Here is a 25,818-nt window from a genome sequence, read left to right on the forward strand (position 1 = left end):
AGCCGCCAGACATGCTATCGACACAAGCGATAACTTCGACAGTTTGTATCGAAACTATCGGTTTGACTTATTTTCCCTCTGCACATATACAGATATTCATACCTTTGTCTTTTTCTAATCGGGAGGGAATGCGATGAGTGATGAATTTGTGGTGAAATCCGACCCGGAACTCTGGGAAAAACTCGGCATGGACGTGGCGCGCTTTTCGGGCATGCCCCCCATGCTGACCAACGCCTACCGGAACATCTTCCTTTCACAACAAAACCGGCCGGAGCGGATGGCCTACTTCGACGACATGGTCGCCAACATCCACACCGGGCGCATCCGGGAGATCTGCGACGCGAAGGACGGGGGAAAGCCGGTGATCGGCACGTTCTGCGTCTATGTCCCCGAGGAGTTGGTGGTGGCGGCGGGCGGCATCTGCATCGGCCTTTGCGGCGGCGCCCAAGGCTCCATCGCGGACGCCGAAAAGATCCTGCCGCGCAACATCTGCCCGATGGTCAAATCCGCCTTCGGCTTCAAGGTCGGCAAGATCTGCCCGTACTTCCAGGTAGTGGACCTCGTGTACGGGGAGACCACCTGCGACGCCAAGAAGAAAACCTGGGAGCTGCTGGACCGCTACGTCCCGACCCACGTCATGGAAATACCCCAGATGAAGCGCGAGCGCGACAAGCAGCTCTGGAAGGAAGAGGTGAAGGACTTCAAGGTTGCCGTCGACCGCATCACCGGCAACGAGACCGATTTCGAGGCAGTTGCGGACGGCATCAGGACCATCAACGCGAAACGCGCCGCGCTGCAGCGCCTTAACTCCCTGCGCCACCACAACCCCTCTCCGATCAGCGGCAAGGACATGCTCATCATCCAGCAGATCGCCTTCTACGACGAACCGGTGCGCTTCACCCAGAAGGTCCACGACCTCTGCGACGAACTCGAGAAACGGGTGCAAGCCGGTATCGCCGTGGCTCCCAAGTCCGCGCCGCGCATCCTGGTCTCGGGAACGCCGATGGCGCTTCCGAACTGGAAGCTGCACAGCATCATCGAAGGAGCCGGGGCCCTAGTGGTCAACGAGGAGAGCTGCATCGGCACCCGTTATTACAAGGACCTGATCGACGAGGGATCGTCGGATATGGACCAGCAGTTGGAGCGGCTGACCGAGCGCTACATGAAGATAGACTGTTCCTGCTTCACTCCCAACGACGACCGCATCGAGCAGGTGCTCAAAGAGTACGAGGCTTCCGGTGCCGAGGGGATCATCGACTACTGCCTGCAGTTCTGCCACACCTACAACATCGAGGCGGTGAAGCTGCGCGAGGCATGCGAAGCGCGCGGCATCCCCTTCATGGCCATCGAGACGGACTACTCACCCGATGACGTCGGGCAGTTGCAGACACGCGTCGAGGCGTTCATCGAGCAGATCAAGGGGTAAGCGATGCAGGTAGGGATCGATCTAGGTTCGCGCACCATCAAGACCGTCGCCCTCATGGGGGGAACCGTTCTGCATCGCCGCGTCGTGGAAAGCGGCTTCGAGCCGCACCGTCAGGCGTTGCAGATGCTCGGCGAACACCCCGGCGCGCGTGCCGTCGCAACGGGTTACGGGCGGCATCTCATGCAGCAGCAGGCGGGTCTCGACATCATCACGGAAATCAAGGCGCATGCCCTCGGTGCCCGGCATCTCTTCCCCTACTGCAGGGCGATCCTCGACGTCGGGGGGCAGGACAGCAAGGTAATCCACCTGAGCGCGGACGGGCGCATCGTCAATTTCCAGATGAACGACAAGTGTGCCGCAGGCACCGGGCGTTTCCTCGAGATGATGGCCGTTTCGCTGGGATACGACTTGCGTGGATTCGGCGAAGCCGCGGCTGTGGCCGAAGGCAGCACCCCGATAAACAGCATGTGCGCCGTGTTCGCCGAATCCGAGGTGGTGTCGCTGAAAAACCGCGGCGTGCCGCCGGAGGAGATTGCCCGTTCCGTGCACCTAGCCGTCGCCTCGCGCCTTGCTGCGATGGTATCGAAGACCTGCCAGTGCCAGCACCTCGTCTTTACCGGCGGGGTCGCCAACAACAAGACGCTCGTTTCCCTGCTCGAGACGACGCTTGGGGTGCCGGTACTGGTTCCGGAGGATCCTTCGGTCATTGGGGCCCTGGGTGCTGCGCTGCACGCGGGGAACTCCTGAAAGGATCCCCCTCCCCCACCCTCCCCCTCCAGGGGAGGGAGTGTCTGACACGAAGAGAGGAAAGTTCACGCTTCCGTTGAAGCGGACTACATCAACAATTTGAAACAGGAGAAGCAAAGCATGAAGAGAATTATCGCCCTCGTCCTCGCAATGGTGACCATCCTCGCCGCGTCCGCGGCCCTGGCCGTCCCCTTTTTCGGCGGCAACTACCAGTACGTGGCTCCCGAGGATTTCAAGAAGTGGCTTGAGACGAGCAAGAAGGTGCAGATCGTCGACATCCAGGTCCCGGCCGAGTTCCAGCAGCACCATTTCAAGGGTGCGCTGCAAACCAACGCCTTTCCGGTGAAATCGGCCGAGGAGAAGTCAAAGCTCGACCGGGTGCTTCCCCAACTGAAGGCAACCCGCGAGGAGATCGTCATCGTCTGCCCGCGCGGTGGCGGCGGCGCCAAGAACACCTACGATCACCTGAAGAGCAAGGGGATCGCAGAGGCGCGCCTGCACATCCTGGAGGACGGCATGCAGGGGTGGCCTTACAAGGAGCTGGTGGTGCAGGGGAAATAATCGAAAAGGATGACGAATCAGGAAGCCGCTTCTCTCAATTTTGGGGGGAGCGGCTTTTTTATTGAAGGATTGTGGAAGAGCGACAAGAGCGCCCGTTTAGCGCCACACGTGAATTATGGCTCCCCCTTCGCAAAGGGGGGAACGTTCGGGCTCATGCTGCGCTTCGTGAACAGCTGTACTCCTTAGAACCGAACATTTGTATTTTTACCCGCCCCCCTGCGGCTGCGCCCAGAAATCGCCGATATCCTTCAAAATGGCTCCGGAAACGAGCTCCGTCGCCTGCGTTTCGAACCAGTCGGCCGGCATGGCGGCGCTGTACTCGTTCTCCAGGAAGCGGTCGTCCATCAGGACGATGACGCCGCGGTCGGTCTCCGATCGAATCACCCTTCCCGCCGACTGGATCGCCTTCGCCATCGCCGGTATGGTGTAGGCGTACTCGAACCCCTTGCCGTAGTGACGCTGGTAGTAGCCCCGCATCTCCTCACGCTCGAGATCGAAATTCGGCAGCGGCGGCCCGATCACGAAGGCGCCGATCACCATCTCCCCCGCGTAATCCACCCCTTCGGAAAGCGATCCTCCCTGCACCGCGAAGACCACGGTCGGCGTCCCCCCCTGGCGGAGGTGTTCGAGCATCTCCGCGGTGCGCGCTCCCTTCATGTTGCGCTCCTGCCGCAGCACCTCGAAACCCTCCGGCGCCCTGAAGAGTTCGGCCACCCGCTCCTGAAAGACGAAGCTCGGGAAGAAGGCCAGGTAGTTGCCAGGGCGCAGGGCCACGATGCGGGCGAGCGCATCGGCTATTCGCCCGTAGTTCCGCTCGCGCCTGGAATACCGGGTCGATACCTGCGGGATGATGAGGAGTTTGCGCCGCTCTTGCGGGAAGGGGCTCTGGAACTCCGCGGTGTGCACCTCCTGCGGGTCGAGGCCGGAAAGCCGGGCGTAATACTCGAACGGTTTCAGCGTCGCCGAGAATCCGACCACCTGCTGGTATTCCGCGTACCGCTCGGCGATGAGGTCGGAGGCGTCGCAGCAGGTGACCTTGATGCTGCCGCCGCTCCCCAGCGGCTGGTACAAGGTGAAGAATTCCTGCCGCTGCGAGCGCACCGCAAGTTCCAGCATCTCCGTGAAACCGGTCCAGTAATAGCAAAGACGCAGTACCGGGTCTTCCTGGCGGATTTCGACGTCCGCCTCGAGGTAACGCGACAAAAGGGAGCGCAGCCTGCCGTCCAGTTCCAGGAACGCGGCCATCGGAGGCTCGATCCGCGCGGCGCTCTCCCCCTTCCCCGCACGGCAGGAAAGGACCGCCGCCACGCAGTCGTCCAAAAGGGAGGCGGCCTCGCGCCTGAAGAGATGCGGCACGTTCGCGAGCTCCTCCCGCATCCCCTCCAGCACATGGCTCGAGAGGCTCGGCGAGTAGTAGTCCATGGCGCGCGACGGTAGGTTGTGGGCCTCGTCGATCACGAGGTTCGGCTTGCCGCTTTGTTCCACCGCGAGCCCCCCCGCCCTTCCCAGCGCCGAGCGGGGCGCGAAGACGTAGTTGTAGTCGCAGATAACGACATCGGCGAGCTTCGCGCAGTCGATCTGCAGCTCGAAGGGGCAGACCTCGTACTTTTCCCCGAACTCGCGGAAGGTCCTTGCCTTCAGCGTCCTCTTCCTCTCCAAAAGCTCGACGACGCCATGGCGGGCGAGCTTGCCGTAGTAGTCCTTCGCGTAGTCGCAGTACTCCGGCGTGCAGATCGGCTCGTTCTGGAAGCAGATCTTCCCTTTGGCGGTGACGGTGAGGGAACGAAGCTTCGCCCCCGCCTCGCGAAACCTCGCCACGGCATCCTCGGCCACCTCGTGCTGACTGTTCTTCGGGGTCACGTAGCAAACCGTCTGCCCCCGCGCGAGCCCCTCTTTCAGCACCGGATGCAGCACCCCCACCGTCTTGCCGAGCCCGGTCGGCGCCTGGATCAGCATGCGCCGGCCGAGGGCCATCCCCTGCTCGATCTCCGCCATCAGCTCCACCTGCCCGCTGCGCGGCTTGGTAAATGGAAAGGGAAAATCCGCCGCCATCGCACGCCTGCGCACGGCGCGCTTTTTGGCACGGCCCGCCTCCGCGGCCAGCTCTTCCAGCCTCGCCTCGAGCCAAATCTCGTAGCGTTCCACGTCGAGGCCGATTTCAAGGTCCGCCGAGTGGCCGTTTCGTGATGAAACCAGGTGGAAGGTGAGGCGCGGCACCCGACCGTGCTCGAGCCAGTGGAAGTAACCGTAGGTGAGAAGCTGCAGGCAGTACGGCTCCAGGAAGGGATCGCCCGCCAGGCGGCGCTTCAGCTCGCCCAGGGCGAAGCAGCTCTTGATCTCCTCGATGCAGGCGTAGTCGTCCCCGGAGATGCCGTCCATGCGCCCGTTGACCTGGAAGAGGAAGCCTCCCCGTTCGAGAAGGCGCCCCACAGGCACCTCCGCGCGGTAAGACGGGTCCACTTCGGCACGCCTTTTCTGCACGCGCTGGTGGATTTCCCGCCCGTCGGCGGTGGAGCGGTCATAGCCGGAGCGGGGCTCGATGTGCCCCGAGCGCGGGACCGGGAGGGCGAAGTACCCGACCGGTACGTTGATGATGTCGTTTGCTGGTTTCATGTGGCCTTAGTCCGTTGATTCTCCGCCACTTTCTAATGACAGCGTCTTCTTTGTCAAGCTAAGAATCCCCACCGCGTTGCAATGCCTCGCATAACCGGTATCCTCTTGTCTGTGTTTTTTCATTACATGCATAAAGGAGAAGAGAACATGAGAAGAGTCGTAGCTGCCGCGGTACTGTCCCTTTTCTGTGCCGGTTTCGCCTTTGCCGCCGATGAGGCCGTGGTTGTGCTCCCGGCAAAGAACGGCAACGTCACCTTCCCGCACAAACAACACAAAGACATGCCGGAGATGAAGTGCACCAACTGCCACGAAACGGACAAAGGGGGGAAGATCGCCGACCTCGGCAAGGACTGGGCGCACAAGACCTGCAAAGGGTGCCACACGGAGAAGGGTAAAGGCCCTGCCAAGTGCAACGAGTGCCACAAGAAGTAGTGACCGACGCACCTCACCTGCCGGCGGAGGCAGCCGCCTCCGCCTCTTTCGCCCCCCCCTCCTGAAACCGGCCAATCCAATTAAAGCCCCGCGCACAAGATTGACATTTTTTAATTTCCCGCAATAATGAAGTCGGCGTCTCGCCCCCGCTTATCTTTCGCGCGGCTTGAATCCCCGTATCCACAATGTGTTGGCTGATCCGTAGAGGGGAAAGAGTCCTTCTCTCCACCTCAAATTAAAGGACCGGGGCAAGGAGATTCACACATGAGGGACCCCTTCCACGACCTGCACCACCACGAGACGGGAAGCACCTCGCACATAAGATTGATCTCCGAGGGAGGTGGAACACAGGCCCGCAGTCCGGAGATGGTCTGCATCGATTCACTTCAAGCCACCCACCCGTGCGCCACGGAGGCACAGCACGCGGTGTATCGCCCAACCACGAGCACCGTCGCTCCCGGAAACGCCCTTTGTTCCATTCCGGCAGAGTACGCCACGGAACTGGACCGGGAGTCATTGCCCGGCCTCTTGCGCCAGCGGCTGCAGCTGGTCGGAATCGAGCTCGGTCCCGCGGCGAGCCTCACCGTATCCGAAACCGGAAAGTTTTGGCATCTCCAGGACGGGCAGCAATGCTATGCGGTCAGGAGGATCGCGGCGCGTATCGCCGTCTTTTGCGAAACATGTTGAACCTGTTATGCGAACTCACCTTGTTACCGCACGGGATCCCGCTTGCGGCGTGTCCCGTGCGGATGTCATTTCCTGACTGATTGATTGATCTTTCGCTGCACTACGTCCACATCCCCTCTCCCTCCGGGAGAGGGTCAGGGTGAGGGCGTCGGCCGTTGCAAATACTCACTTCGCAGCAACGCCCTCACCCGCCCTACGGGCACCCTCTCCCGGAGGGAGAGGGGGACTGGCGGAAGATCATCGCTAATCATGTTTCCTGAAAGGAGAGCGCAATGGCCGAAAAGAAAATGGAGGGGAAAGACAATGGCGGTATACATGTGAAGCTCGTCTCCGAGGGGGGTGGCGAGGCGGAGGCGCAGCGGGCTCAGTGCTGGTCTCCCGACCAGATCGTGGCAAGCTGCATAACGCCGCAACAGATGGAGAACTTCAGGGCCTACAACAACGTCTGCATGACCCTCCCCACCAACGACATGTACGTATTCTCGCTCCCCCTCGAACACGCAGGGGAATTGGACCAGGGGGTGATCCCCCCCGCAGTGCACCGTGAATTCGAGGCGCAGGGGGCACCGCTCTCCATGGCGGCGCGCCTGACCGTCCAGCATTCCGGGCGCGTCTGGTTCATCATCGATCTGGACAGGAAGTACTCCGTCCGCATGGTACCGACCGGGCTCCTCGTCTACAGCGAAAGGCTGTAGGGTGAGGCCCTTGCCAGGGATCCAGTCATGACCGACTATCACACCTTCGAGCAGGCCGGTGAACACTACCTCTTCTTCACCCGCTCCGCGAGGCTCTACCAGATCAGCCGGCTTGCCTTCGGGATGCTCGCGGAGTTCTTCCCGCCGACCTGCGATCCCGCGGACTTCCCGCCCGAGCCGCCTCGCCCGCTTGCCGCGGAAGAGCGCTCCCTTTACGGCGAGTTGCGCGATCTCGTCGGCCGGGAGATAAAGGCACCGGTTCCCGTCCCGCAGCCGCAGCACGACATGCTTCAGGGCAACAGCTACCAGACCTTCTCCATCTACCTAGCCCAGACCTGCAACATGGCCTGTTGCTACTGCTGGAACCGCGGCGGTACCTTCGGAAAACCGGGACATCTCATGGGATGGGACACGGCACAGCGCGCCACCCGCCTGATCCTCTCCCTTGTCGAGTGCTCCAGCGCAGACAAGATCTTCATAAACTTTTACGGGGGCGAGCCGCTGCTCGATTTCCCGGTGCTGCAGCAGGTCACCCAGGAACTGTTGCAACACGAGGCACGGCTTGAGAAGAACTTCCACCTCACCCTGGACACGAACGGCACCATGCTCGACGGGCCTGCCGCCCAATTCCTCGCGCGCTACTTCACCCAGGTCGGCGTGAGCCTCGACGGCAGCCAGAGGATCCATGACCTGCAGCGACCCGGGAAGTACGGCGAGGAGACCTGGCAGCGCATCGTGAACAACATCAAGGCCTTCCCGAACCAGAAGCTTTTGGGGATCCGCGCCACCCTCACCACCTTTTCCGACAGCTACCTGGAAACCTTCCGTCACTTAACCACCCTCGGCATCAAGAGGATACAGCTCGAATACTGCCATGAACCTGGTTACCATCAAAACCCCATCTATGAGAAGCTGATCGTCCCCCCCGAGCGGCAAATCGCCGAATTGCGCGAGTTCGTAGACTACTACGTCGACTACATAAGCGAGTACAACGACACCCGCGACATCCCATTCGTATCCAACGTCCTGGACAACATCACCAGGATCCGGCGCGGCAACCGCTTCACGAGGCCCTGCGGCGCAGGCGCCAACACCCTCGCCATCAACAGCCATGGCAAGGTCTTCCCCTGTATCGCCTTCGTCGAACGCGACGAGTTCGCCATGGGGCAGGCCGACGGCACGCTGCGCTTGAACCTGCACCAAAGCCTCGAAGGGTTCGAGGTGGACGGACAGCACCAGTGCCAAGCCTGCTGGCTGCGCTACGACTGCGCCGGAGGCTGCTACGCCACCCATTACGACATGACCGGCCATCCGCGACGGCCCCACCCCGAATACTGCCGAGGCATGCAGGGACGCGCCGAAGTGTATTTCTACGCCCTCACGAAGATGCTGAACAAGTGTCCATGGCACCTGGAAAAGGTCCACGCTCCGGCTTAAGGAAGGTGCCGCTTAGGCAGGTTGCTTCTTCAAGAATTGCGTGCCGTTACGTAGTAGAAGATTGCGGCGTAGTGGCAGGCGCTCCCCGCCAGCACGAAGAGATGCCAGATGGCGTGGTTGTAAGGGAGGCGGTCCCAGAGGTAGAAGACGACCCCGAGGGTGTAGGCAGCCCCGCCGGCGAAGAGGAGCACCAGTCCGTTCAGCGCCAGTCCCGCGGCGAGAGGTTTTATCGCGATGACCGCCAGCCACCCGAGCCCCAGGTAGAGCAGCGGGCCGATGTAAGGGAGACGGTGCGTCGTGAAGAGCTTCATGAAGGCCCCGACCATCCCCAGCCCCCACACCGTGACCAGCAGCCAGTATCCCCATGCCCCCTTGAGGGTCACCATGGCGAACGGCGTATAGCTTCCTGCGATGACCAGGTAGACGCAGGCATGGTCGAGGATGCGGAAGAGGTAGCGCAGGCGCGGCCTGCGGACGCTGTGGTATATGGTCGAGATGCAGTAGAAGATGAGCAGGGTGGCGGTGTAGATCGATGCCGAGACGATGCGCGGGGTGTCTCCCATCCGCACGGCGAGGTTCACCAGTGCGAACGCTCCCGCCGCGCTCAGCAGGATGCCCGGAGCATGGGTCCAGCGGTTCGCCAGCTCTTCCGCCTCGCTGTAGTGGAACAGCCGCTGTTGCAGATCGTCGTCGTCCATCGTTCGCTCCGTCCGGCTGAAAAACACCTGCTTAAGATACACCCCCGCCCCCTGCCCCGCAACGTGCCCCGCCTCCCCTTTCGGCTTGACAAGCCGCCCCTTCGATACGATCATGTGGACCTCGTATACAGCATTGTCATGCATGTCTGAGCGGAGGACACCCTTGGCAAGAAAAATCTTTGTAGCCGCATCGGGGCAGAACATAGGGAAGACCACCATCAGCCTTTCACTTCTGCACCTCGCGCAGAAGAAGTACGGCCGGGTCGGCTTCATGAAACCATTGGGGCCCAAGCCTACCGTCCTGCACGGGATCCCTATGGACAAGGACGCCGCGCTCATGGCCCAGGTCTTCGGACTCACCAGGGATTTGCGCTACATGTCCCCGGTGGTGGTATATCCGGACACCACGAGGCAGGCAATAGATGGCAAGATAAACCTCCCGGAACTGGGCGAGCGCATCCTCACCAGCTTTGCGGAACTGGAGAAGCACTGCGACTTCATCGTGATCGAGGGGTCCGGGCATCCAGGCGTCGGCAGCGTCTTGAACCTCTCGAATGCTCGGATTGCGAAGATGCTCGACGCGCCGGTGTTGATGCTCAGCGGCGGCGGACTCGGAAACGTCATAGACACGCTTGCCATGAACACCGCGCTGTTCAAGCTGGAAGGGGCCGACGTGCGCGGCGTGCTGGTGAACAAACTCTTTTCCGAAAAACGCGACGTCACGCTCGACTACCTGAACCGTGCCTTCGCCGGGCAACCCTTTTCCGTCATCGGCGGCTTCGATTACAAACCCGTACTCGCCAACCCTTCCTTGGGGCGCGTCGCGCGCCTGCTCGATCTTCCCTTGAACGGCAACCGCCGCGAGGTGAAGAGGATCATCCATCACGTGCAGATCGGCGCCGCTTCCACGCAGAGGGTCACCGAGATGCTGCGCGCTTCCTCGCTGCTGCTGGTGACGAGCAGCCGAGACGAACTGCTGGTTACCATCGCCAACCTGTACCAGATGCCCGAGTTTCACCCGCTCATCGCCGGTCTGGTCATCTCCGGGGTCGCCCCCGTCAGCAACATCACCCAGCGCATCATAGATCGGAGCAGGATTCCTTATTTTCGGGCCGATCAGACCACGACCGATCTCTATAAGATGATCACCGAAGACGTTTCGAAGATCACTGCGAAGGACACGGAGAAGCTGGCTCTGATCCGGTCCCTGGCTGAGGAGCGCCTCGACTTCGACGCCGTCGACGAGCTTTTCGCGCAGTAAATCAAAAAAGGCGGCCTCCTCTCGGATGGCCGCCTGTACGTTCCGGGTCACGGAACGGCGCGTCTTCTGCTTCCCTACTTCTTGTGGCAGTCGGCACACTTGGTCGGGCCGGCGCCCTTGTCCCCGTGGCATCCCTTGCAGGTCTTGTGCGCCCAGTCCTTGCCGAACCCTTCGATCTTGCCGGGGCCCTTTTCGTGGCACACCTTACAGTCCTTCAGGGTCTCCTGGTGCTTCTTGTGATTGAAGGTCACGTTGCCGTTTTTGGCCTGGAGGGTGATGACATCGGCGGCCAGTACCGCTCCTGCGCTGAAGACGACGAGGGCTGCTGCGGCGATTACCTTTTTCATGGGTCTGCTCCTTTTCTTCTTGGTTTTTTGCTGCGGAACTGTGGTAAAAATAGCACCTGTCCTGCGGTCCCGTAACCGACATCTATAGCGATGCGACCCGATGTCGGGTCCTTTTTAGCCCATGTCGGGTCCCGATCGCCCTTTTTTTCCCCCTCGGAGAGCACTGGAGATGGTGGACAGCACCGACAAAACTGAGAAGGGAGCTTCCGCCGGCGTCGCCATCGACGGCAACAGGGCGAGGAACATCCGGGAGGCGAAGAAGCTCACCCAACTCTACGTCGCAAACGTGGTCGGCGTCACCACCGACACCATTTCGCGCTGGGAGAACAACCGCTACCCCTCCATAAAGAAGGACAACGCCCAGAAGCTCGCCGACGCACTCGAAGTCGCCCTCGAAGAGATCCTGCGCGCGGAGGACCCGGAAGAGCCGGACACGCAGACGATTGCCCCGCAGGCCCCTTCCCGCAAGAGGGTGCTCTTGCCCCTTTCCGTACTCGCGCTGCTTATCCTCGGCACCCTGCTCTATTTTATGCTGCGCCAGCCCGCTCCTGCTCCGCGCGCCATACGCTGGGCACCACGCTTTGCCGCCCCCGGCGAGGTGATTCCGGTCCAGGTAAAAGTCGCCCGCCAGCCCGCTTCCCCTTTCGGCTTCATCCTCAGAGAACGGCTTCCCGCCGGGGCGCGTCTCGTCTCCGCCCTACCCGTCACCTCTTCGACCGAGTCCGAGGGGAAATGGCTTGTTCCGACCGGCGGCGCCCCTGCCACCGTCTCCTATTCCTTGAAGGTCCCCGCCAACTTCCCATCCGGCAAGGATGCCGCGTTGAAAGGGGAGCTCGTGGTCCACGGCGGAGAGGGAACCAACCGCACCGAAAGCGTCGGCGGCAGCGCCTCGATCCACATCGGCGCCTACCACTGGGCCGACAGCAACGGCGACGGCCGCATCGACGACGACGAGATCATGCCCGCCTACTACATCTGCGAAGAGATGAAAGGTCTGGGCCTGGACTGGAAGACCATCGAGGCGATCTGGAGCGGCAAGGGGTACCGCTGGGACGCCAAGAGCGGATACACCGTGCTGAAATAGGCGTTGCCCCCTTAGCGCCAAGTTCTTCAGGGAATTCCGGGAGCCAATGGTGTTACCAGTTCAACGGGCTCATCCCCGGAGCAAAAGGCAAATCCCCCCCGCCCCCCCTTCGCCAACACCTTTTATTAGTTTTTTCTTTCCATTTGCATACAGCGGCCCAAAGGCATGGTAAACTGGAGGGCGTCGATTTCACAGCGTTTTCCCCCCGTGAACCCGGCGATCCTACGCCTTATTAACCATAGAGATGGGAGGAATCATGAAAGCATTGATCCTAAGCGCAGACAACTTCGAAGATAGCGAACTGCTCGTCCCCCTGTATCGCTTGCGTGAGGTCGGCTACTCCGTCGTAGTCGCCTCCGAGAAAAGCGGCTCCATCCACGGCAAACACGGCTACGAGGTACCGGTGGACCGGGTCTTCACCGACCTGAACCCCGCCGACTACGCGGTACTCGTGCTGCCGGGCGGAAAGGCCCCTGCCGCCATCAGAAACACCCCCGCGGTCCAGGAGATCGTCCGCGCCTTCATGTCGTCCAACAAGCCGGTTGCCGCCATCTGCCACGGCCCCCAGATCCTCATTTCCGCCGGGCTTCTCAAGGGGCGCAAGGCCACCTGCTACGAGTCGGTGGCCCCGGAACTGCGCGACGCCGGCGCTTCCTACGAGGACATCGAGGTACTGGTGGACGGCAACCTGATCACCTCCAGAAAGCCGGACGATCTCCCCGCCTTTTGCCGCGAACTCACCAGGATGCTGAAGGCGCAGGGTTAACTACCCCTCTCCCTCCGGGAGAGGGTGGCCGAAGGCCGGGTGAGGGCGCTGCCTTAGGCGCATCCTTTCCTTTTCAGCTGCTCCCTCACCCCGACCCTCTCCCGGAGGGAGAGGGAGGGTGAACGAGAATAACGAAGACGAAAAAAGGCGGCTCCCGATGGGGGGCCGCCTTTTTTGTCGTTGCTTGATGCCGCTGTTACTTCAGGTTCTTCTTGATCCGCTCCACCGCTTCGATGACGTTGTCGCGGTTGCCGAAGGCGGAGAGGCGGAAGTACCCTTCGCCGGAGGGACCAAAGCCGCTCCCCGGCGTGCCTACCACGTTGCACTCGGTGAGGAGCTTGTCGAAGAAGTCCCAGGAGGAGAGCCCGGCCGGGGTCTTCAGCCAGATGTAGGGGGCGTTCACGCCGCCGTACACGGTGAGACCGGCGTCGGCCAGACCTTCACGGATGATGCGGGCGTTCTCCATGTAGTAGTCGATGATTTCCTTGTTCTGCTTCCACCCCTCTTCGGAGTAGACCGCGGCAGCGGCCTTCTGCACCGGGTAGGAGGCGCCGTTGAACTTGGTGGTGGTGCGGCGCAGCCAGAGCTTGTTGAAGGAGTATTTCTCGCCGGTCGCCGTGGTACCCGTCACCTCTTCCGGCACGACCACAAGGCCGCAACGCACGCCGGTGAAACCGGCGGTCTTGGAGAAGGAACGGAACTCGATGGCGCACTTCTTAGCACCTTCCACCTCGTAGATGGAGTGCGGGATGCTCGGATCGGTGATGAAGGCCTCGTAAGCCGCGTCGTAGAAGATGACGGCGTCGTTGGCGAGGGCGTAGTCGACCCACTTCTTCAGCTCGGCCTTGCTTGCCACGGTACCGGTCGGGTTGTTCGGGAAGCAGAGGTAGATGATGTCGACCTTCTCGGTCGGCAGCGACGGGATGAACCCGTTTTCTTCGGTGCAGGGAAGGTAGACGATCCCCTTGTAGTAGCCCTTCTCGTCCGCCTCGCCGGTGCGCCCGATCATGACGTTGGTGTCGTTATAAACCGGGTAGACGGGGTCGCCGATGGCGACCACGTTGTCGAGGGCGAAGATGTCGAGGATGTTGGCGCAGTCGCACTTGGAGCCGTCGGAGACGAACATCTCCTCGGTCTTCAGGTCGACGCCGAGCGGCTTGTAGGACTTCTCGATGATGGCGTTGATGAGCCAGTCATACCCCTGCTCGGGGCCGTAGCCCGCGAAGTTTTCCACGGTGGCGAGGTCGTCCACCGCATCGTGGAACGCCTTGATTACGGCCGGGGCCAGCGGACGGGTCACGTCGCCGATGCCGAGACGGATCACTTTCGCGTCCGGGTTGGCGGCGGCGAAGGCGCGCACGCGGCGCCCGATCTCCGGGAAAAGGTAACCTGCTTTCAGTTTCAGGTAGTTATCGTTTATCTTTGCCATAACTTCTCCTTCCTTCTCTAGTTCAAATTCATCTTTTCTAAAATTTGGGTTCTTATTGCATTTGCCGTCTCGTATGCCTTAACTGCTTCCTCAAGTGATGGCTCGGGGAAACCGTTAGGGTACCGAACCGCAACACCGTATTCCGTTATTTCCTCAAGGAGTTCCTCATACGATGACAGTTCCGGCATAAATTCGAGCGTTTCTGTCAGCAGCCTTACCAAATCATGCGTCTTGCCGGCGTTCTTTCCTTCAGCCACCAGCAGTCCTTTTAAGCTTTTTTCTATGGCCTGTTGTGCATGGAAGCAGATGGTATCCGTCGGGATTTCACCGGCTGCCAAGTTGTTCCGGATGTTTTGCAAGTCATTGTCGGCTTTGTGGAACCACATCCGGACTATTTCGGTTTGCACCTCATCCATAAAGCAACCTGCCTTCATGAGCAGCAGTGTAGATTATGGTACCCGGAACATCTTTGTACCTTTCAAATTCCTGAGGCGTAAAGACGAAGGCGTCCAGAGAGAAGCTCCTGCGCGGGAAAAGTCTTTTCAGCGTGACGTTACGCTGGTGTGGATCGAGGTCTGAATCCATCACAACAACGAGATCGATATCGCTGTCTTCCGTCTGATGGCCGTTGGCGTAGGATCCGAATAGGAAGATCCTTTTCGGATGCAGCCTATCCACGATCGTCTCACACACCTGATCTATGTCTGTGGAAGTCAGCACGCCAATGCCTCTCCTTGAGGTTTCTGGCCAGTCGTTCTTATCTAAGCCCGAGCACGTCCTGCATGTCCCAGACGCCGGGCTTCGCGGTCACCACCCACTTGGCGGCACGCACGGAGCCGCGGGAGAACATGTCGCGGGTGTGGGCGCGGTGGGTAAGCTCGATGCGCTCACCCATTCCGATGAAGTACACGGTGTGCTCGCCGACGATGTCGCCACCGCGCACGGTCTGCATGCCGATCTCGTCGTGGGTCCGCTCGCCGCAGATCCCCTCGCGGTGGTAGTTGGCGACCTTGTTGTAGTCGCGCCCGAGGGCGTTGGCCACGACCTCGCCCATCCTCACGGCGGTCCCGGAGGGTGAGTCCTTCTTCAGGCGATGGTGCGCCTCGACGATCTCCACGTCGAAGTCGTCGCCGAGGATCTTGGCGACATCGGCAAGGACCTTGAAGCAGACGTTCACGCCGACGGACATGTTCGGGGCGATGATCACCGGAATCTCACGGGCGAGTTCCGCCGCCAGGGCGCGCTCTTCCGGGGTGAAGCCGGTCGAGCCGATGACGATGGATTTCTTGTAAAGGGCGCAGACTTCCAGGTTTTTCAGGGACACCTTCGGCGCGGTGAAGTCGATCAGCACGTCACAACCCTGCACTACGGCATTCAGATCGTCGCTGATGGTGACGCCGATGGCGCCAAGCCCCGCATTGTAACCGGCGTCCTGTCCGACCATCGGGTGGCCGGGACGCTCCAGGGCGCCCGAGAGCTCCACGCCTTCCGATTCCTTGATGGCGGCGATGATACGGCCGCCCATGCGGCCGGCAGCCCCGCAAACAGCTATTTTAACCATTGGTTTCTCCATTATGTTGATTCATGCGGGGAGACCCATGCCTTCCCAACATGCACGTCCTCCCTTCTAACTGTCCCTCCCCCGGAGGGGGAGGGTCAGGGAGGGGGCGCGAAGCGGCTCGTCCAGGCAAGAAATCCCCCCTCCCAACCTCCCCCCTCCAGGGGGAGGAGCTAGTCGGGCGATAGTCCTTGCTCTTTAGATGAGCTTGTATTCCTTCATGATGGCCACGAGCTTCGCCTTGTTGGCCTCCATGAGCGGGGCGAGCGGCAGGCGTACTTCGTCGCTGCACTTGCCCATCAGGGAAACCGCGGTCTTGACCGGCACCGGGTTGCTCTCGATGAACATCGCGTTGGAGATCTTCAGCAGGTACAGGTGCAGCCTCCTCGCCTCTTCCATGTTCCCGGCGTTGAAGGCGTCCACCAGCGCTGCGACTTCCTTCGGCATGATGTTGGCGGTCACCGAGATAACCCCCTTGCCGCCTGCAGCCATCATGGGGAGGGTGATGAAGTCGTCACCGGAGAGGACGTCGAGCTTGTCGCCGCAAAGTGCCAGCACCTCGGAAGCCTGCTGCAGCGAGCCGGTAGCCTCCTTGATGGCGACGATGTTGGAGTGCTCGGCAAGGCGAGCAACGGTCTCCGGGAGGAGGTTCACGCCGGTGCGGCCCGGTACGTTGTAAAGGATCTGCGGCAGCGCCACGGCGTCGGCCACCGCCTTGTAGTGGCGGTAGAGACCTTCCTGGGAAGGCTTGTTGTAGTAAGGGGTTACCAGCAGCGCACCATCGGCGCCCAGTTCCTTGGCGTGCTTGGTGATCTCGATGGCTTCGTGGGTGGAGTTGGAACCGGTGCCGGCGATGACCGGGACCCTCTTGTTCACCTGCTCCACGACGATCTGGATGACCCTGTCGTGCTCTTCATAGCTCAGGGTGGAGGACTCGCCGGTGGTGCCGCAGGGCACGATGGCGTCGGTTCCGTTGGCAATCTGGAACTCGACAAGTTCCCTCAGTTTTTCTTCGTCCACCGCGTGGTTGTTGAACGGTGTTACGATCGCTACGATACTTCCGTGAAACATTGGCTACCTCCTTATGGTAACTATCCGATTGATTTATGAATTTAAAGGAAAGTGGGGACGCTCTCGCCCTTGACCAGGTCAGCCAGGGTCTCTCGCTCTCGCACCACTTCGAATCTCTTTCCGTCGACCATCACTTCGGCCACCCGCGGGCGGCTGTTGTAGTTGCTGCTCATGGTGAAGCCGTAAGCGCCTGCGGACATGAAGGCGATCAGGTCACCGGGCTGGAAATCCGGGATCTCACGGTCCTTGACCAGGAAGTCGCCGGACTCGCAGATCGGGCCGACGATGTCCCCTTCGATGACCCCGCTTTGGTTTCTCACCACCGGACGGACGCCGTGGAAGGAACCGTACAGCGCCGGTCGGGCCAGGTCGTTCATGCCTGCGTCGACGATGACGAAGTTCTTTTCCTCGCCCTGTTTAGTGTAGAGGCATCTGCCGACTAAAATGCCGGCGTTGCCTACTAGGTTCCTCCCTGGCTCGAAGAGCAGATGCAACCCGAGGTCCTTGGTCTCCTCGATTATCGAGGAGCCGTAGTCGGCGGGAAGCGGCGGCGCTTCATCGTTGTACTGGATGCCGAGGCCGCCACCCAGGTCAAGGTACTTCACGTCGATGCCCATGTCCCTGACGCCGTTTAAAAGGCGCTTCAGCTTCTTGATGGCGTCGACAAAGGGAGAAACCTTGGTGAGCTGGCTGCCGATGTGGCAGTCGACGCCGAGGATCTCCAGGTTATTCATGCTCTTGGCGCGCTGGTACTGCCCGAGGGCGCGCTCGATATTGATGCCGAACTTGGCCTTCTTCAGGCCCGTGGTGATATAGGGGTGGGTTTCCGGGTCGACGTCCGGGTTGACGCGGATTGCGATGCCGGCCTTTTTGTTCAGGCGCCCCGCCACCTCGTTGATCCGATCGAGTTCCTGCTCCGACTCCACGTTGAACATCAGGATGCCGGTTTTCAAAGCGTAGGCGATCTCGTCGTCTCTTTTCCCCACGCCGGAATAAACCACTTTTTTAGGATCGACGCCGACGGCCAGCGCCCGGTACAGTTCCCCGCCCGAGACGATATCCACACCACCGCCGAGATTTACGAAGGTCTTGAGGACGGCAAGATTGGAGTTGGCCTTCACCGAGTAGCAGATCGTGTGAGGCGCACCGGCAAAGGCGTCGTCCATCGCCTTGAAATGACGCTCCAGAGTTGCCCTGGAGTAGATGTAGACGGGGCTTCCTACTTCAGCAACGATATCTTTGATCGCGACCTCTTCAGCGAAGAGCTCGTCACCTTTGTACTGAAAGTGATGCATAAGTCATCCCCCTTCTGTTGAGGTGAAGTTGCCGTCGTAAACAAAAAAAGTTTTTATTTCTAACATATAAACCGGCAAAAAGTCAAAATAATGCTTTGGCGTATTCCCTTGTTGTCAGTGGGACTTTTTACTCGTTTCGTCGAGCCGACATCGGTTCGAAGAGATCATATCTTCTTCGAAAGAACTCTCTCACAATCCCATCTTCCAGCTTCACTCACTCAGTACTGTTGTGTCCCTCTTCTCTCACACCACTCACTCTCTTAGTGTGAGACCGCCCTAATCGTATGGTTTCGGTCCGGGTTGGAGGGGTGGCTCGAGGTGAGGGTATCGCAACGGCACATGGTAAGACGCCGGTTCTGGCCAAATTGCACAAAATTTAGGCTTTCAATTTGGCACCAAAAACCGGCGTTCTCACAACAGGACAAGCACTGGCCTTTCTCTACGAACAAAACCGCCAAAACACCGGTTTTTGGTCGCGTGCGAAGAAAACAGTTAAAATTAACTATTTCTTAACAATTATAACCAGAGATCTGGCGTCTCCGGAGCAAGGGAGATTGAAATCGAGCACCGACTCGACCCTGGCTCCGAGTTTCTGCAGTTCCTCTTCCGCAGCCGACACCTCTTCGGCAGCATTCTTTCCCTTCATGGCAACGATGCGTCCCTCCGGCTTCAAGACCGGCAGCGCCATGGCAACGAAGGAAGGTATATCCGAAAAGGCGCGGGAGACAACCCAGTCGAAATAGTCAGGGTAATCGGCGGCGAGCGTTTCCGCCCGGACGTGCAGCGCGTCGAAATCTTGGAAACCCAACAAACGAACCGCCTGTTTCTGAAAGCTGATCTTTTTAACCACCGCATCAACGGAGACGATGGCTAGATCAGGCTGCACCACTTTCACCGGGATACCAGGGAATCCTCCGCCGGAACCGATATCAAGCAGGCGTGCGGGCCCGCGCACCACCTTCAAAAGGCTGAGCGAGTCGACGAGGTGCTTCACCGCGATCCCTTCGTCATCGGTTATCGCGGTCAGGTTGATCTTGCGATTCCACTTTTTCAGCTCTTCAGCGAAAAGATCCAGGCTCTTCAATTGCGCTGCAGTGAGCTCGATGCCCAGCTCCGCAGCCCCTTTCTTCAGGAAATCCCTGGCGCGCTCGTTCATCTGCCGTACCTCGCCTTCAGAGCAATAGAAAGAATGGTGATGCCGGCAGGAGTGATGCCGGGAATGCGGGATGCCTGCCCAAGCGTATCCGGCTGGAACTTGATCAGCTTCTCGCGCACCTCGGTGGAGAGCCCGGAAACGCTGCTGTAGTCCATGTCTGCCGGTATCTTCGTGCTCTCAAGTCGTGCAGAGCGATCCACCTGCTCAAGCTGCCGCTGAATATAGCCCTGGTACTTGATCTGGATTTCGATCTGCTCACGTACCTGTTCAGGCAGCTCCATGACCTCGGGGTAGATGCGGGACAGGTCCTGGCAGGTGAATTCGGGACGCCGCAGCAACTGTTCGTAGCTGATGGCGTTCTGCATGCCGACCAGACCCCACTCCTCCAGCAGTTCCTCGCCTGCGGCAGACGGCGCCAGCCTTTCCCTTGAGAAATGGGCCAACTGCGAGTCGATCAGTTCCTTCTTTGCCACGAAGGCCTGATAGAGAGACTCCGGTACCAAGCCGATCTCGTGCCCCTTTTCCCTCAGGCGCAAATCGGCGTTGTCCTCGCGCAGCAGGAGACGATATTCGGCTCGGGAGGTGAACATGCGGTAGGGTTCCTTGGTGCCCAAGGTGACCAGATCATCGATCATCACCCCGATGTACGCTTCGCTACGGCCTAACACCAGCGGTTCTTTCGCCTGGACCCGCAGAGCCGCGTTGATGCCGGCCATGAGTCCCTGGGCCGCCGCCTCCTCGTAACCGGACGTCCCGTTGATCTGTCCGGCATGGTAGAGGTTACGCACCAGCTTCGTCTCCAGCGAGGCATGCAACTGGATGGGGTTGACGTAGTCGTACTCGATGGCGTAGGCCGGACGCATTATCTCGACGCGCTCGAGCCCTTCGATACTCCTGTAGAAGGCCCACTGAATATCAATAGGCAGGGAAGTGGACATGCCGCTCGGGTAGACCTCCACCGTCTCACGCCCCTCTGGCTCGATGAAGGTCTGGTGACGGTCCTTTTCAGGGAAGCGCACCACCTTGTCCTCTATGGACGGGCAGTAGCGCGGACCGATACCTTCGATGATCCCTGCGTAGAGCGGTGAACGATCGAGACCGCTGCGGATGATTTCATGGGAGCGCGGGTTGGTGTAGGCGATGTGGCAGGGCACCTGGCTCTGCTCGATCCGGTCCGAAGAGAAAGAAAAGGGTATGGGATTTTCATCGCCGTACTGCTTTTCAAGCCGATCGAAGTCGATGGTTCTGCCGTCAAGGCGCGCCGGAGTTCCGGTCTTCAGACGGCCCACATCGAAACCGTAATCTTTCAGTCCGTCGGACAGACCGATGGAAGGAAGGTCCCCTGCCCTGCCGCCCGGGTAATGCACCAGGCCGATGTGGATCAGGCCGCGCATGAAGGTGCCGGTGGTGAGGACGACGGTCTTGCCCATGAAGCGAACACCGCCCTTGGTATCGACCCCGACGACCTCGCCTCCCTCGATGACGAGTCCGGTAACTTCGACCTGCTTCAGGTCCAGGTTGTCCTGCTGCTCCATCACGTGCTTCATGCGCAGGCGGTACATCTGCTTGTCCGCCTGGGCACGGGAGGCACGAACGGCCGGCCCCTTCTTGGTATTGAGTACCCGGAACTGGATACCGGTCGCATCGATGTTCCGCCCCATCTCACCGCCAAGAGCATCGATCTCCTTGACCAGGTGACCCTTTGCCAAGCCGCCGATAGCCGGGTTGCAAGACATAAGGGCGATGGCGTCCAGGTTGATGGTGAGCATAAGGGTCGACTGTCCCATGCGAGCAGACGCAAGCGCGGCCTCACACCCGGCATGTCCGGCACCGACGACGATGACATCATATTTCTTGTCGTAAACTATCAAGCCTTACTCCATTCCCAGTTTGGACTTAAATGCTCCGTAAGGGCCGCATTAAGGGACTCCGTGACCGGGTTATTTCATTTCTGATGCGTTGTTCCACGTGAAACAACGCTAAAAACACCTTATAATTCAAACCATTGTCCACCACAACCCCAACCAAACTCAAGCCGAAACCAGTCACCTCCTCGTCGGAAGTGCTCAATGAGCCACCGGCAAATCTCAACGGCTCTTCGACATTGTGTGAGGGTTCTTCGACGGCGTGCAAATTCGGATTGAGTTCTAATAAACTCGGATTGAGTTCTAATAAACTCCGATTTATTTCTAATCAACCCCGGTTGAGTTCTTATCAACTCGAGTTTACTTCATACAATCTCGAGTTTACTTCGTGTCAACTCGGGTTTACTTCGTGTCAACTCGGGTTTACTTCATGCAAACTCGGGTTTACTTCGTACAAACTCGGATTTACTTCGTACAAATTCGGATTTACTTCGTGCAAACTCGAGTTTACTTCGTACAAATTCGAGTTTGCTTCGTACCAATTCGGATTTACTTCGTGTCAACTCCGGTTGGGTTCGTATCAACTCCGGTTGCCTTCACATCGACATCGGTTGGCTTCGCATAAATTGCAGCTGGCTTCGAGTATATTTAGGTTGAGTCCATGCGAACTTTCGTCGCTAACACGTAGAATCCGGTTGAGTTCGTGCAAACGTCCTTTGATGTCGTACAAACGATCGTTGATAACAGCAAAATTGGCCGCTATAGTACAACTGCAGTTACTTGTCAAGCAGAGAGCATGCCCTAACGTACCGCGAGGTCACCAGGGTCGCGTAGTGAGCAAGCGGTTAAAACTGCAGAGGAAAGCAAAATTGTTTCACGTGAAACAGGAGCCGTTCAAACTAAACTGCTGACAATTTGGGCCCTACTTTCCTATACAGAAGCTGGAGAAAATCCTGTCCAGCACGTCGTCGGCCGTGGTCTCACCGGTGACCTCCCCGACAGCATCCAAAGCGTCACGGAGATCTACGGGAAGCAATTCCATGTTCACACCAGCCTCAAGATTCCCAACAAACGACTGTAACGAAGTGCGCGCCTTGAGCAGAGCATCGCGGTGCCGCGCTTTGGAAACAGCCACAAACTCCCTTCCGTCTATCGCGTGACCGTGCATGAAGGCATTGGTGATGGCATCGCGCAGTTCAGGAACGCCTTCGCCGGTAAGCGTTGAAATGGCGACTATGGAACCGGCGCATGCTTCTGGCAGCACAGCGTTAACGGGAAGATCACATTTGTTGCGAACAACGATGAAGCTTTTGGAACCGATAGCCTGAAGGATAGCAGCGTCCTCCGGACTGAAAGCGGACGACCCGTCCACGACGAAGAGGACGAGATCGGCTTTCGGTATGCGATCCAGGGAAAGACGCACACCTTCCTGTTCCACCTGGTCGTCGGACTCACGGATACCGGCGGTATCCAGCAGCTTCACCGGAAGGCCGTTGATGTTGACCACTTCCTCGATAAGGTCCCTCGTGGTTCCAGGCACAGAGGTGACGATGGCGCGCTTTTCCTTCAAAAGGGTGTTGAGAAGGCTGGACTTGCCTACGTTTGGTTTGCCGGCGATTACGACCGACACACCATCACGCAACACCCTCCCCTCGTCAAACCCGTCAATCAAAGCATCAAGTTCGGCCAGTGCGGGAGAAACCTTGCCCAGAACGTCGGTCTCAACGGCAACGTCGACATCGTCTTCAGGAAAGTCTATGAGGGCCTCGACATACGCCAGGGCATAGACTATCCCATCCTTAACCGTGGCAATCCGCCTGGAGAGGAGACCTTCGCGCTGGTGCTGGGCAAGAGTCAGGGCTGCATCGGTACGGCTGGATATGACATCCATCACGGCTTCAGCCTGTACCAGGTCGATCCGCCCGTTCAGGAAAGCACGCTTCGTAAACTCACCTGGTTCGGCCAGACGCGCACCTTCGCTGAGAACAAGGCTGAGAATCCTGGAGACTACGAGAGTGCCTCCGTGACACTGGATCTCGACCACGTCCTCCCTGGTGTATGAGTTCGGTCCCTTCATATAAACGATCATGGCCTCGTCGACCAGTTCGTCGCTTTCCGGAGTTACCACGGCGCCATAAGAAAAACGGTGGCTTTTTAGGCCACCGTTCGACTTAGCTTTGAAGATGCTTTCGGCGATCGGCAGGGAGGCGGGGCCGCTGATCCTTACGATCCCGATGCCCCCCTCCCCTACCGGAGTGCTTATTGCCGCAATTGTGTCGCGTACATACATTGTCGTATCCGTTTCTTGCTAATCCGTTACCGTCTTGTTGATGTACATCTGCTGAGCGATGGTGAGCACGTTGTTCACCAGCCAGTAGATGACGAGGCCGGACGGGAAGTTCAGGAACATGAAGGTGAACACCACGGGAAGCATCAGCATCATCTTCGCCTGGACCGGGTCCATGTTGGACGGGGTCATCTTCTGCTGGATGAACATGGTGGCGCCCATGATGAGCGGCGTCACGTAGTACGGGTCTTTTGCAGAAAGGTCGGTGATCCAGAGGTAGAACGGCGCGTGCCTGAGCTCGATGGAGTACATGAGCGCGCGGTACAGGCCGAAGAAGACCGGGATCTGAACCAGCATCGGGAGGCAGCCACCCAGCGGGTTGACCTTGTGGGTCTTGTACAGTTCCATCACGGCGCGGTTCATCGCGTCGCGATCGTTCTTGTACTTCTCCTTCAGCTCGTTCATCTTGGGCTGAATCTTCTGCATGTCCTTCATGGACTTGTAGCTCTTGTGAGTGAGCGGGAAGAACAGTGCCTTCAGGATGCAGGTGATGATGATGATGGCTATGCCGTAGTTGCCGGTGTACTTGTAAAGGAACTTGAGGAAGACCACGAGCGGCTTCGCGATGGCGGCGAACCAGCCGTAATCGATCACCTCTTCGAGCCTGCTCCCCTGCGCCTTCAGGATGTCGAGATCCTTGGGTCCGTAGTAGAGCGCGTAGCTTACGGCAGCGGTCTGCCCGGGGGCTACGCTGACGGCGGGAGAGACGATATCCCTCTGCATGGAATCGGTGCCGGGCCTTGAGAGACGCACCTGGGCGATGCTCCCCTTCTCGGCGATGACGCTGTCCATGAAGTACTTGTCGGCGAAGGCGGACCAGAGAATCCCCTTGTCGTACTGCACCGGAGCCTTGAGCAGGTTGTCGAGCTTCTCGCTCTTCACGGCGTTGTCGGTAAGGGTAGAGGGACCGTACACCTCGTACCTGCCACCGGGACCCTTGTGGTCGACGACGCGGGCAGTCTGCAGCAGGTGGAGAGCACCGGCGACCGGGGCTGCGCCGGCGTTTTGTACCTGCTCGACGAGATCGATGCGGTAGGAATCGCCGGAGAAGGTGTAGCTCTTCTTGAACACGACACCCTGCGGCGTCGTGGTGCTGAACTCGAGGGTACCCTTGCTGCCGTTGGTCAGCTTGAGGTCGTTCCCGGCCACACCGTAAAGAGCGGTCGGGTTAAGACCGAGTTCGCGGGCGTCGCTCAGAAGGTTAAAACGATTGGCTGCAGTCTCGTCGACAAGCACGATGTCCTTGCCGTTATGGCCGGCGACATCCTTGTACTTCTTGAGCACGAACTTCTTGAGCGCTCCGCCCTGGGTTGAGAAGACGGCGCTGTAGAAATCCGTGTCGACTGTGATGTCACGCGCAGTGGAAGCAGGCTGCGCGGGAACCGCTATGGGAGCAGCCGGTGCGGCTTGCGGTGCTGCGGCAGTAGCTGCGGTCGCTACCGTAGCGGAGCTCACGGCCCCCTGCTTGGCTACGTTACCGGTGGGTGCAGGCTTCGCGGGAGGAAAGACAAAGGTATAAGCGTACAGGACCCCGATGGAGAGCAGTATCGCTACGATAAGACGTTTTTCCATTATATGCTCCTGGAGAGACTAGACTATTTGACCGGATCGTAACCGCCCGGGTGAAACGGGTGGCATTTCAAAATGCGCACTGCCGTCAGCCACAACCCTTTCAGAGGGCCGTATTTTTCCAATGCTTGTAAGGAGTAATGCGAACAGGTGGGGTAAAAACGGCAGGATGGGGCCTTGAGCGGAGATATGAATCTCTGATAGAGAACGACAAGGCCTTTGAGTATGCTAGTGACCATGTTTTTTACGCAGCCGCCCGAAGGCGGCTGCGAGCTCGGTTGAGATCTGGTGAAAGTCAAGCAAGTCCGCCCCTTTCTTGGCGACGATGTTGAGATCGGCCAAGATGAAAAGAGACTTGTTCTGCCTGTAAAACTCCCGCAGCCTTCGCTTGATGAAGTTTCTGGCTACGGCGTTACCCACCTTCTTGCTAACGGTAAACCCGACCCGTGTGACGCCCCCTTCCTTCACTTTCCATAGCAGCAAAAAATGAGGCGTGTGCATCTTAGATGCGCCGTCATTGAACTGCAGGAACTCGGGGCGCCTGCGCAGGCGTTCAGCCTTGGGAAAATCCGAGCAGGACAAAAAGTAGATTACTTGGTGGCGATGCCTACGGAAAGACGCTTGCGCCCTTTAGCCCTTCTCCTCTTGATGACGAGACGGCCGTTCTTGGTGGACTGACGAACGAGGAAACCGTGGGTCCTCTTCCTGGAGGTATTGCTCGGCTGGTAGGTTCTTTTCATCTTTATCTACTCCTTAAGTCTTGAGGTAACAATG

General features: G+C 59.2%; 26 protein-coding genes. 10 read left to right on the forward strand and 16 right to left on the reverse strand.

Annotation, left to right across the window (positions count from 1 at the left end):
- Positions 1-133 precede the first annotated feature (133 nt).
- The 3 genes from D6Z24_RS02980 to D6Z24_RS02990 all read left to right on the forward strand — a co-directional run bounded on the left by D6Z24_RS02980 (position 134) and on the right by D6Z24_RS02990 (position 2,734).
- Positions 134-1,426 (forward strand): double-cubane-cluster-containing anaerobic reductase, encoded by a 1,293-nt coding sequence (locus D6Z24_RS02980; protein WP_129125045.1) that lies wholly within the window; start codon positions 134-136, stop codon positions 1,424-1,426.
- Between the two features lie 3 nt (positions 1,427-1,429).
- On the forward strand, positions 1,430-2,173 hold the full coding sequence (locus D6Z24_RS02985) for an acyl-CoA dehydratase activase (RefSeq protein ID WP_129125046.1): 744 nt from the start codon (positions 1,430-1,432) through the stop codon (positions 2,171-2,173).
- A 120-nt stretch (positions 2,174-2,293) separates the two neighbouring features.
- On the forward strand, positions 2,294-2,734 hold the full coding sequence (locus D6Z24_RS02990; RefSeq protein ID WP_129125047.1) for a rhodanese-like domain-containing protein: 441 nt from the start codon (positions 2,294-2,296) through the stop codon (positions 2,732-2,734).
- 204 nt (positions 2,735-2,938) lie between these two features.
- Here the strand turns inward: D6Z24_RS02990 and D6Z24_RS02995 are convergent, their stop codons facing one another.
- Positions 2,939-5,347, reverse strand: a complete 2,409-nt coding sequence (locus D6Z24_RS02995; protein WP_129125048.1) for an ATP-dependent DNA helicase — start codon at positions 5,345-5,347, stop codon at positions 2,939-2,941.
- Between the two features lie 147 nt (positions 5,348-5,494).
- On the opposite strand from D6Z24_RS02995, the gene D6Z24_RS03000 reads away from it, so the two are divergent.
- The 4 genes from D6Z24_RS03000 to D6Z24_RS03015 all read left to right on the forward strand — a co-directional run bounded on the left by D6Z24_RS03000 (position 5,495) and on the right by D6Z24_RS03015 (position 8,598).
- Positions 5,495-5,779 carry a cytochrome c7 gene (locus tag D6Z24_RS03000; protein WP_129125049.1) on the forward strand — a complete coding sequence of 95 codons (285 nt, stop codon included), beginning with the start codon at positions 5,495-5,497 and terminating at the stop codon, positions 5,777-5,779.
- A gap of 264 nt (positions 5,780-6,043) precedes the next feature.
- Entirely contained in the window at positions 6,044-6,466 is a 423-nt protein-coding gene (locus tag D6Z24_RS03005; RefSeq protein WP_129125050.1) for a hypothetical protein, read from the forward strand.
- A 272-nt stretch (positions 6,467-6,738) separates the two neighbouring features.
- Complete coding sequence (locus D6Z24_RS03010; protein ID WP_129125051.1) at positions 6,739-7,161, forward strand: hypothetical protein; 423 nt, start codon at positions 6,739-6,741, stop codon at positions 7,159-7,161.
- Between the two features lie 27 nt (positions 7,162-7,188).
- Positions 7,189-8,598, forward strand: coding sequence for a radical SAM/SPASM domain-containing protein (locus tag D6Z24_RS03015; protein ID WP_129125052.1), 1,410 nt, complete (start codon positions 7,189-7,191; stop codon positions 8,596-8,598).
- Between the two features lie 29 nt (positions 8,599-8,627).
- On the opposite strand, the gene trhA is transcribed toward D6Z24_RS03015, so the two are convergent.
- A complete protein-coding gene (gene trhA, locus D6Z24_RS03020) occupies positions 8,628-9,410 on the reverse strand; it encodes a PAQR family membrane homeostasis protein TrhA (RefSeq protein ID WP_246014547.1) in 783 nt (260 codons plus the stop codon).
- A 49-nt stretch (positions 9,411-9,459) separates the two neighbouring features.
- On the opposite strand from trhA, the gene D6Z24_RS03025 reads away from it, so the two are divergent.
- Positions 9,460-10,557: a phosphotransacetylase family protein gene (locus D6Z24_RS03025; RefSeq protein WP_129125053.1), complete on the forward strand. Its 1,098-nt coding sequence runs from the start codon at positions 9,460-9,462 to the stop codon at positions 10,555-10,557.
- A 74-nt stretch (positions 10,558-10,631) separates the two neighbouring features.
- On the opposite strand, the gene D6Z24_RS03030 is transcribed toward D6Z24_RS03025, so the two are convergent.
- Positions 10,632-10,904, reverse strand: a complete 273-nt coding sequence (locus tag D6Z24_RS03030) for a cytochrome c7 (protein ID WP_129125054.1) — start codon at positions 10,902-10,904, stop codon at positions 10,632-10,634.
- A 169-nt stretch (positions 10,905-11,073) separates the two neighbouring features.
- On the opposite strand from D6Z24_RS03030, the gene D6Z24_RS03035 reads away from it, so the two are divergent.
- Both D6Z24_RS03035 and D6Z24_RS03040 read left to right on the forward strand, forming a co-directional pair.
- Entirely contained in the window at positions 11,074-11,988 is a 915-nt protein-coding gene (locus tag D6Z24_RS03035) for a helix-turn-helix transcriptional regulator (protein ID WP_129125055.1), read from the forward strand.
- Between the two features lie 256 nt (positions 11,989-12,244).
- Positions 12,245-12,754, forward strand: coding sequence for a type 1 glutamine amidotransferase domain-containing protein (locus D6Z24_RS03040; RefSeq protein WP_129125056.1), 510 nt, complete (start codon positions 12,245-12,247; stop codon positions 12,752-12,754).
- 196 nt (positions 12,755-12,950) lie between these two features.
- Here D6Z24_RS03040 and D6Z24_RS03045 read toward each other — a convergent pair whose 3' ends face one another.
- The 13 genes from D6Z24_RS03045 to rpmH all read right to left on the reverse strand — a co-directional run bounded on the left by D6Z24_RS03045 (position 12,951) and on the right by rpmH (position 25,784).
- A complete protein-coding gene (locus D6Z24_RS03045) occupies positions 12,951-14,183 on the reverse strand; it encodes an LL-diaminopimelate aminotransferase (protein ID WP_129125057.1) in 1,233 nt (410 codons plus the stop codon).
- A gap of 17 nt (positions 14,184-14,200) precedes the next feature.
- Positions 14,201-14,599 carry a HEPN domain-containing protein gene (locus D6Z24_RS03050; protein WP_129125058.1) on the reverse strand — a complete coding sequence of 133 codons (399 nt, stop codon included), beginning with the start codon at positions 14,597-14,599 and terminating at the stop codon, positions 14,201-14,203.
- Positions 14,592-14,903: a nucleotidyltransferase domain-containing protein gene (locus tag D6Z24_RS03055; RefSeq protein WP_129125059.1), complete on the reverse strand. Its 312-nt coding sequence runs from the start codon at positions 14,901-14,903 to the stop codon at positions 14,592-14,594. The genes D6Z24_RS03050 and D6Z24_RS03055 overlap by 8 nt, the downstream gene beginning before the upstream one ends.
- A gap of 37 nt (positions 14,904-14,940) precedes the next feature.
- Positions 14,941-15,744, reverse strand: a complete 804-nt coding sequence (gene dapB, locus D6Z24_RS03060; RefSeq protein ID WP_129125060.1) for a 4-hydroxy-tetrahydrodipicolinate reductase — start codon at positions 15,742-15,744, stop codon at positions 14,941-14,943.
- 195 nt (positions 15,745-15,939) lie between these two features.
- The gene (gene dapA / locus D6Z24_RS03065; RefSeq protein ID WP_129125061.1) at positions 15,940-16,812 is read right to left on the reverse strand and encodes a 4-hydroxy-tetrahydrodipicolinate synthase; all 873 of its coding nucleotides are present in this window, start codon (positions 16,810-16,812) and stop codon (positions 15,940-15,942) included.
- 41 nt (positions 16,813-16,853) lie between these two features.
- On the reverse strand, positions 16,854-18,107 hold the full coding sequence (gene lysA, locus D6Z24_RS03070) for a diaminopimelate decarboxylase (protein ID WP_129125062.1): 1,254 nt from the start codon (positions 18,105-18,107) through the stop codon (positions 16,854-16,856).
- Between the two features lie 502 nt (positions 18,108-18,609).
- A complete protein-coding gene (gene rsmG / locus D6Z24_RS03075) occupies positions 18,610-19,263 on the reverse strand; it encodes a 16S rRNA (guanine(527)-N(7))-methyltransferase RsmG (RefSeq protein ID WP_129125063.1) in 654 nt (217 codons plus the stop codon).
- Entirely contained in the window at positions 19,260-21,134 is a 1,875-nt protein-coding gene (gene mnmG / locus D6Z24_RS03080) for a tRNA uridine-5-carboxymethylaminomethyl(34) synthesis enzyme MnmG (RefSeq protein WP_129125064.1), read from the reverse strand. The genes rsmG and mnmG overlap by 4 nt, the downstream gene beginning before the upstream one ends.
- Positions 21,135-22,050: 916 nt before the next feature.
- Positions 22,051-23,418 carry a tRNA uridine-5-carboxymethylaminomethyl(34) synthesis GTPase MnmE gene (gene mnmE / locus D6Z24_RS03085; RefSeq protein ID WP_129125065.1) on the reverse strand — a complete coding sequence of 456 codons (1,368 nt, stop codon included), beginning with the start codon at positions 23,416-23,418 and terminating at the stop codon, positions 22,051-22,053.
- 18 nt (positions 23,419-23,436) lie between these two features.
- Positions 23,437-25,047: a membrane protein insertase YidC gene (yidC, locus tag D6Z24_RS03090; protein WP_129125066.1), complete on the reverse strand. Its 1,611-nt coding sequence runs from the start codon at positions 25,045-25,047 to the stop codon at positions 23,437-23,439.
- Positions 25,048-25,070: 23 nt separating this feature from the next.
- Complete coding sequence (yidD, locus tag D6Z24_RS03095; RefSeq protein WP_216629319.1) at positions 25,071-25,271, reverse strand: membrane protein insertion efficiency factor YidD; 201 nt, start codon at positions 25,269-25,271, stop codon at positions 25,071-25,073.
- A gap of 1 nt (position 25,272) precedes the next feature.
- The gene (gene rnpA / locus D6Z24_RS03100) at positions 25,273-25,626 is read right to left on the reverse strand and encodes a ribonuclease P protein component (protein WP_129125068.1); all 354 of its coding nucleotides are present in this window, start codon (positions 25,624-25,626) and stop codon (positions 25,273-25,275) included.
- A gap of 8 nt (positions 25,627-25,634) precedes the next feature.
- Entirely contained in the window at positions 25,635-25,784 is a 150-nt protein-coding gene (gene rpmH / locus D6Z24_RS03105) for a 50S ribosomal protein L34 (RefSeq protein WP_129125069.1), read from the reverse strand.
- Positions 25,785-25,818: the final 34 nt, after the last annotated feature.

The organism is Geomonas oryzae (assembly GCF_004117875.1).
GTDB lineage: Bacteria > Desulfobacterota > Desulfuromonadia > Geobacterales > Geobacteraceae > Geomonas > Geomonas oryzae.

What these genes read in the sequence shown, in the direction of transcription:
- D6Z24_RS03050 (WP_129125058.1), bottom strand. Translation starts at nt 14,599, where the DNA reads ATGGATGAGGTGCAAACCGAAATAGTCCGGATGTGGTTCCACAAAGCC.
- D6Z24_RS02995 (WP_129125048.1), bottom strand. Translation starts at nt 5,347, where the DNA reads ATGAAACCAGCAAACGACATCATCAACGTACCGGTCGGGTACTTCGCC.
- dapB (WP_129125060.1), bottom strand. Translation starts at nt 15,744, where the DNA reads ATGGTTAAAATAGCTGTTTGCGGGGCTGCCGGCCGCATGGGCGGCCGT.
- D6Z24_RS02980 (WP_129125045.1), top strand. Translation starts at nt 134, where the DNA reads ATGAGTGATGAATTTGTGGTGAAATCCGACCCGGAACTCTGGGAAAAA.
- D6Z24_RS03000 (WP_129125049.1), top strand. Translation starts at nt 5,495, where the DNA reads ATGAGAAGAGTCGTAGCTGCCGCGGTACTGTCCCTTTTCTGTGCCGGT.
- trhA (WP_246014547.1), bottom strand. Translation starts at nt 9,410, where the DNA reads ATGATCGTATCGAAGGGGCGGCTTGTCAAGCCGAAAGGGGAGGCGGGG.
- D6Z24_RS03010 (WP_129125051.1), top strand. Translation starts at nt 6,739, where the DNA reads ATGGCCGAAAAGAAAATGGAGGGGAAAGACAATGGCGGTATACATGTG.
- D6Z24_RS03045 (WP_129125057.1), bottom strand. Translation starts at nt 14,183, where the DNA reads ATGGCAAAGATAAACGATAACTACCTGAAACTGAAAGCAGGTTACCTT.
- dapA (WP_129125061.1), bottom strand. Translation starts at nt 16,812, where the DNA reads ATGTTTCACGGAAGTATCGTAGCGATCGTAACACCGTTCAACAACCAC.
- D6Z24_RS03040 (WP_129125056.1), top strand. Translation starts at nt 12,245, where the DNA reads ATGAAAGCATTGATCCTAAGCGCAGACAACTTCGAAGATAGCGAACTG.
- D6Z24_RS03015 (WP_129125052.1), top strand. Translation starts at nt 7,189, where the DNA reads ATGACCGACTATCACACCTTCGAGCAGGCCGGTGAACACTACCTCTTC.
- mnmE (WP_129125065.1), bottom strand. Translation starts at nt 23,418, where the DNA reads ATGTATGTACGCGACACAATTGCGGCAATAAGCACTCCGGTAGGGGAG.
- D6Z24_RS03030 (WP_129125054.1), bottom strand. Translation starts at nt 10,904, where the DNA reads ATGAAAAAGGTAATCGCCGCAGCAGCCCTCGTCGTCTTCAGCGCAGGA.
- D6Z24_RS02985 (WP_129125046.1), top strand. Translation starts at nt 1,430, where the DNA reads ATGCAGGTAGGGATCGATCTAGGTTCGCGCACCATCAAGACCGTCGCC.
- D6Z24_RS03035 (WP_129125055.1), top strand. Translation starts at nt 11,074, where the DNA reads ATGGTGGACAGCACCGACAAAACTGAGAAGGGAGCTTCCGCCGGCGTC.
- rsmG (WP_129125063.1), bottom strand. Translation starts at nt 19,263, where the DNA reads ATGAACGAGCGCGCCAGGGATTTCCTGAAGAAAGGGGCTGCGGAGCTG.
- yidC (WP_129125066.1), bottom strand. Translation starts at nt 25,047, where the DNA reads ATGGAAAAACGTCTTATCGTAGCGATACTGCTCTCCATCGGGGTCCTG.
- lysA (WP_129125062.1), bottom strand. Translation starts at nt 18,107, where the DNA reads ATGCATCACTTTCAGTACAAAGGTGACGAGCTCTTCGCTGAAGAGGTC.
- rpmH (WP_129125069.1), bottom strand. Translation starts at nt 25,784, where the DNA reads ATGAAAAGAACCTACCAGCCGAGCAATACCTCCAGGAAGAGGACCCAC.
- D6Z24_RS03005 (WP_129125050.1), top strand. Translation starts at nt 6,044, where the DNA reads ATGAGGGACCCCTTCCACGACCTGCACCACCACGAGACGGGAAGCACC.
- D6Z24_RS02990 (WP_129125047.1), top strand. Translation starts at nt 2,294, where the DNA reads ATGAAGAGAATTATCGCCCTCGTCCTCGCAATGGTGACCATCCTCGCC.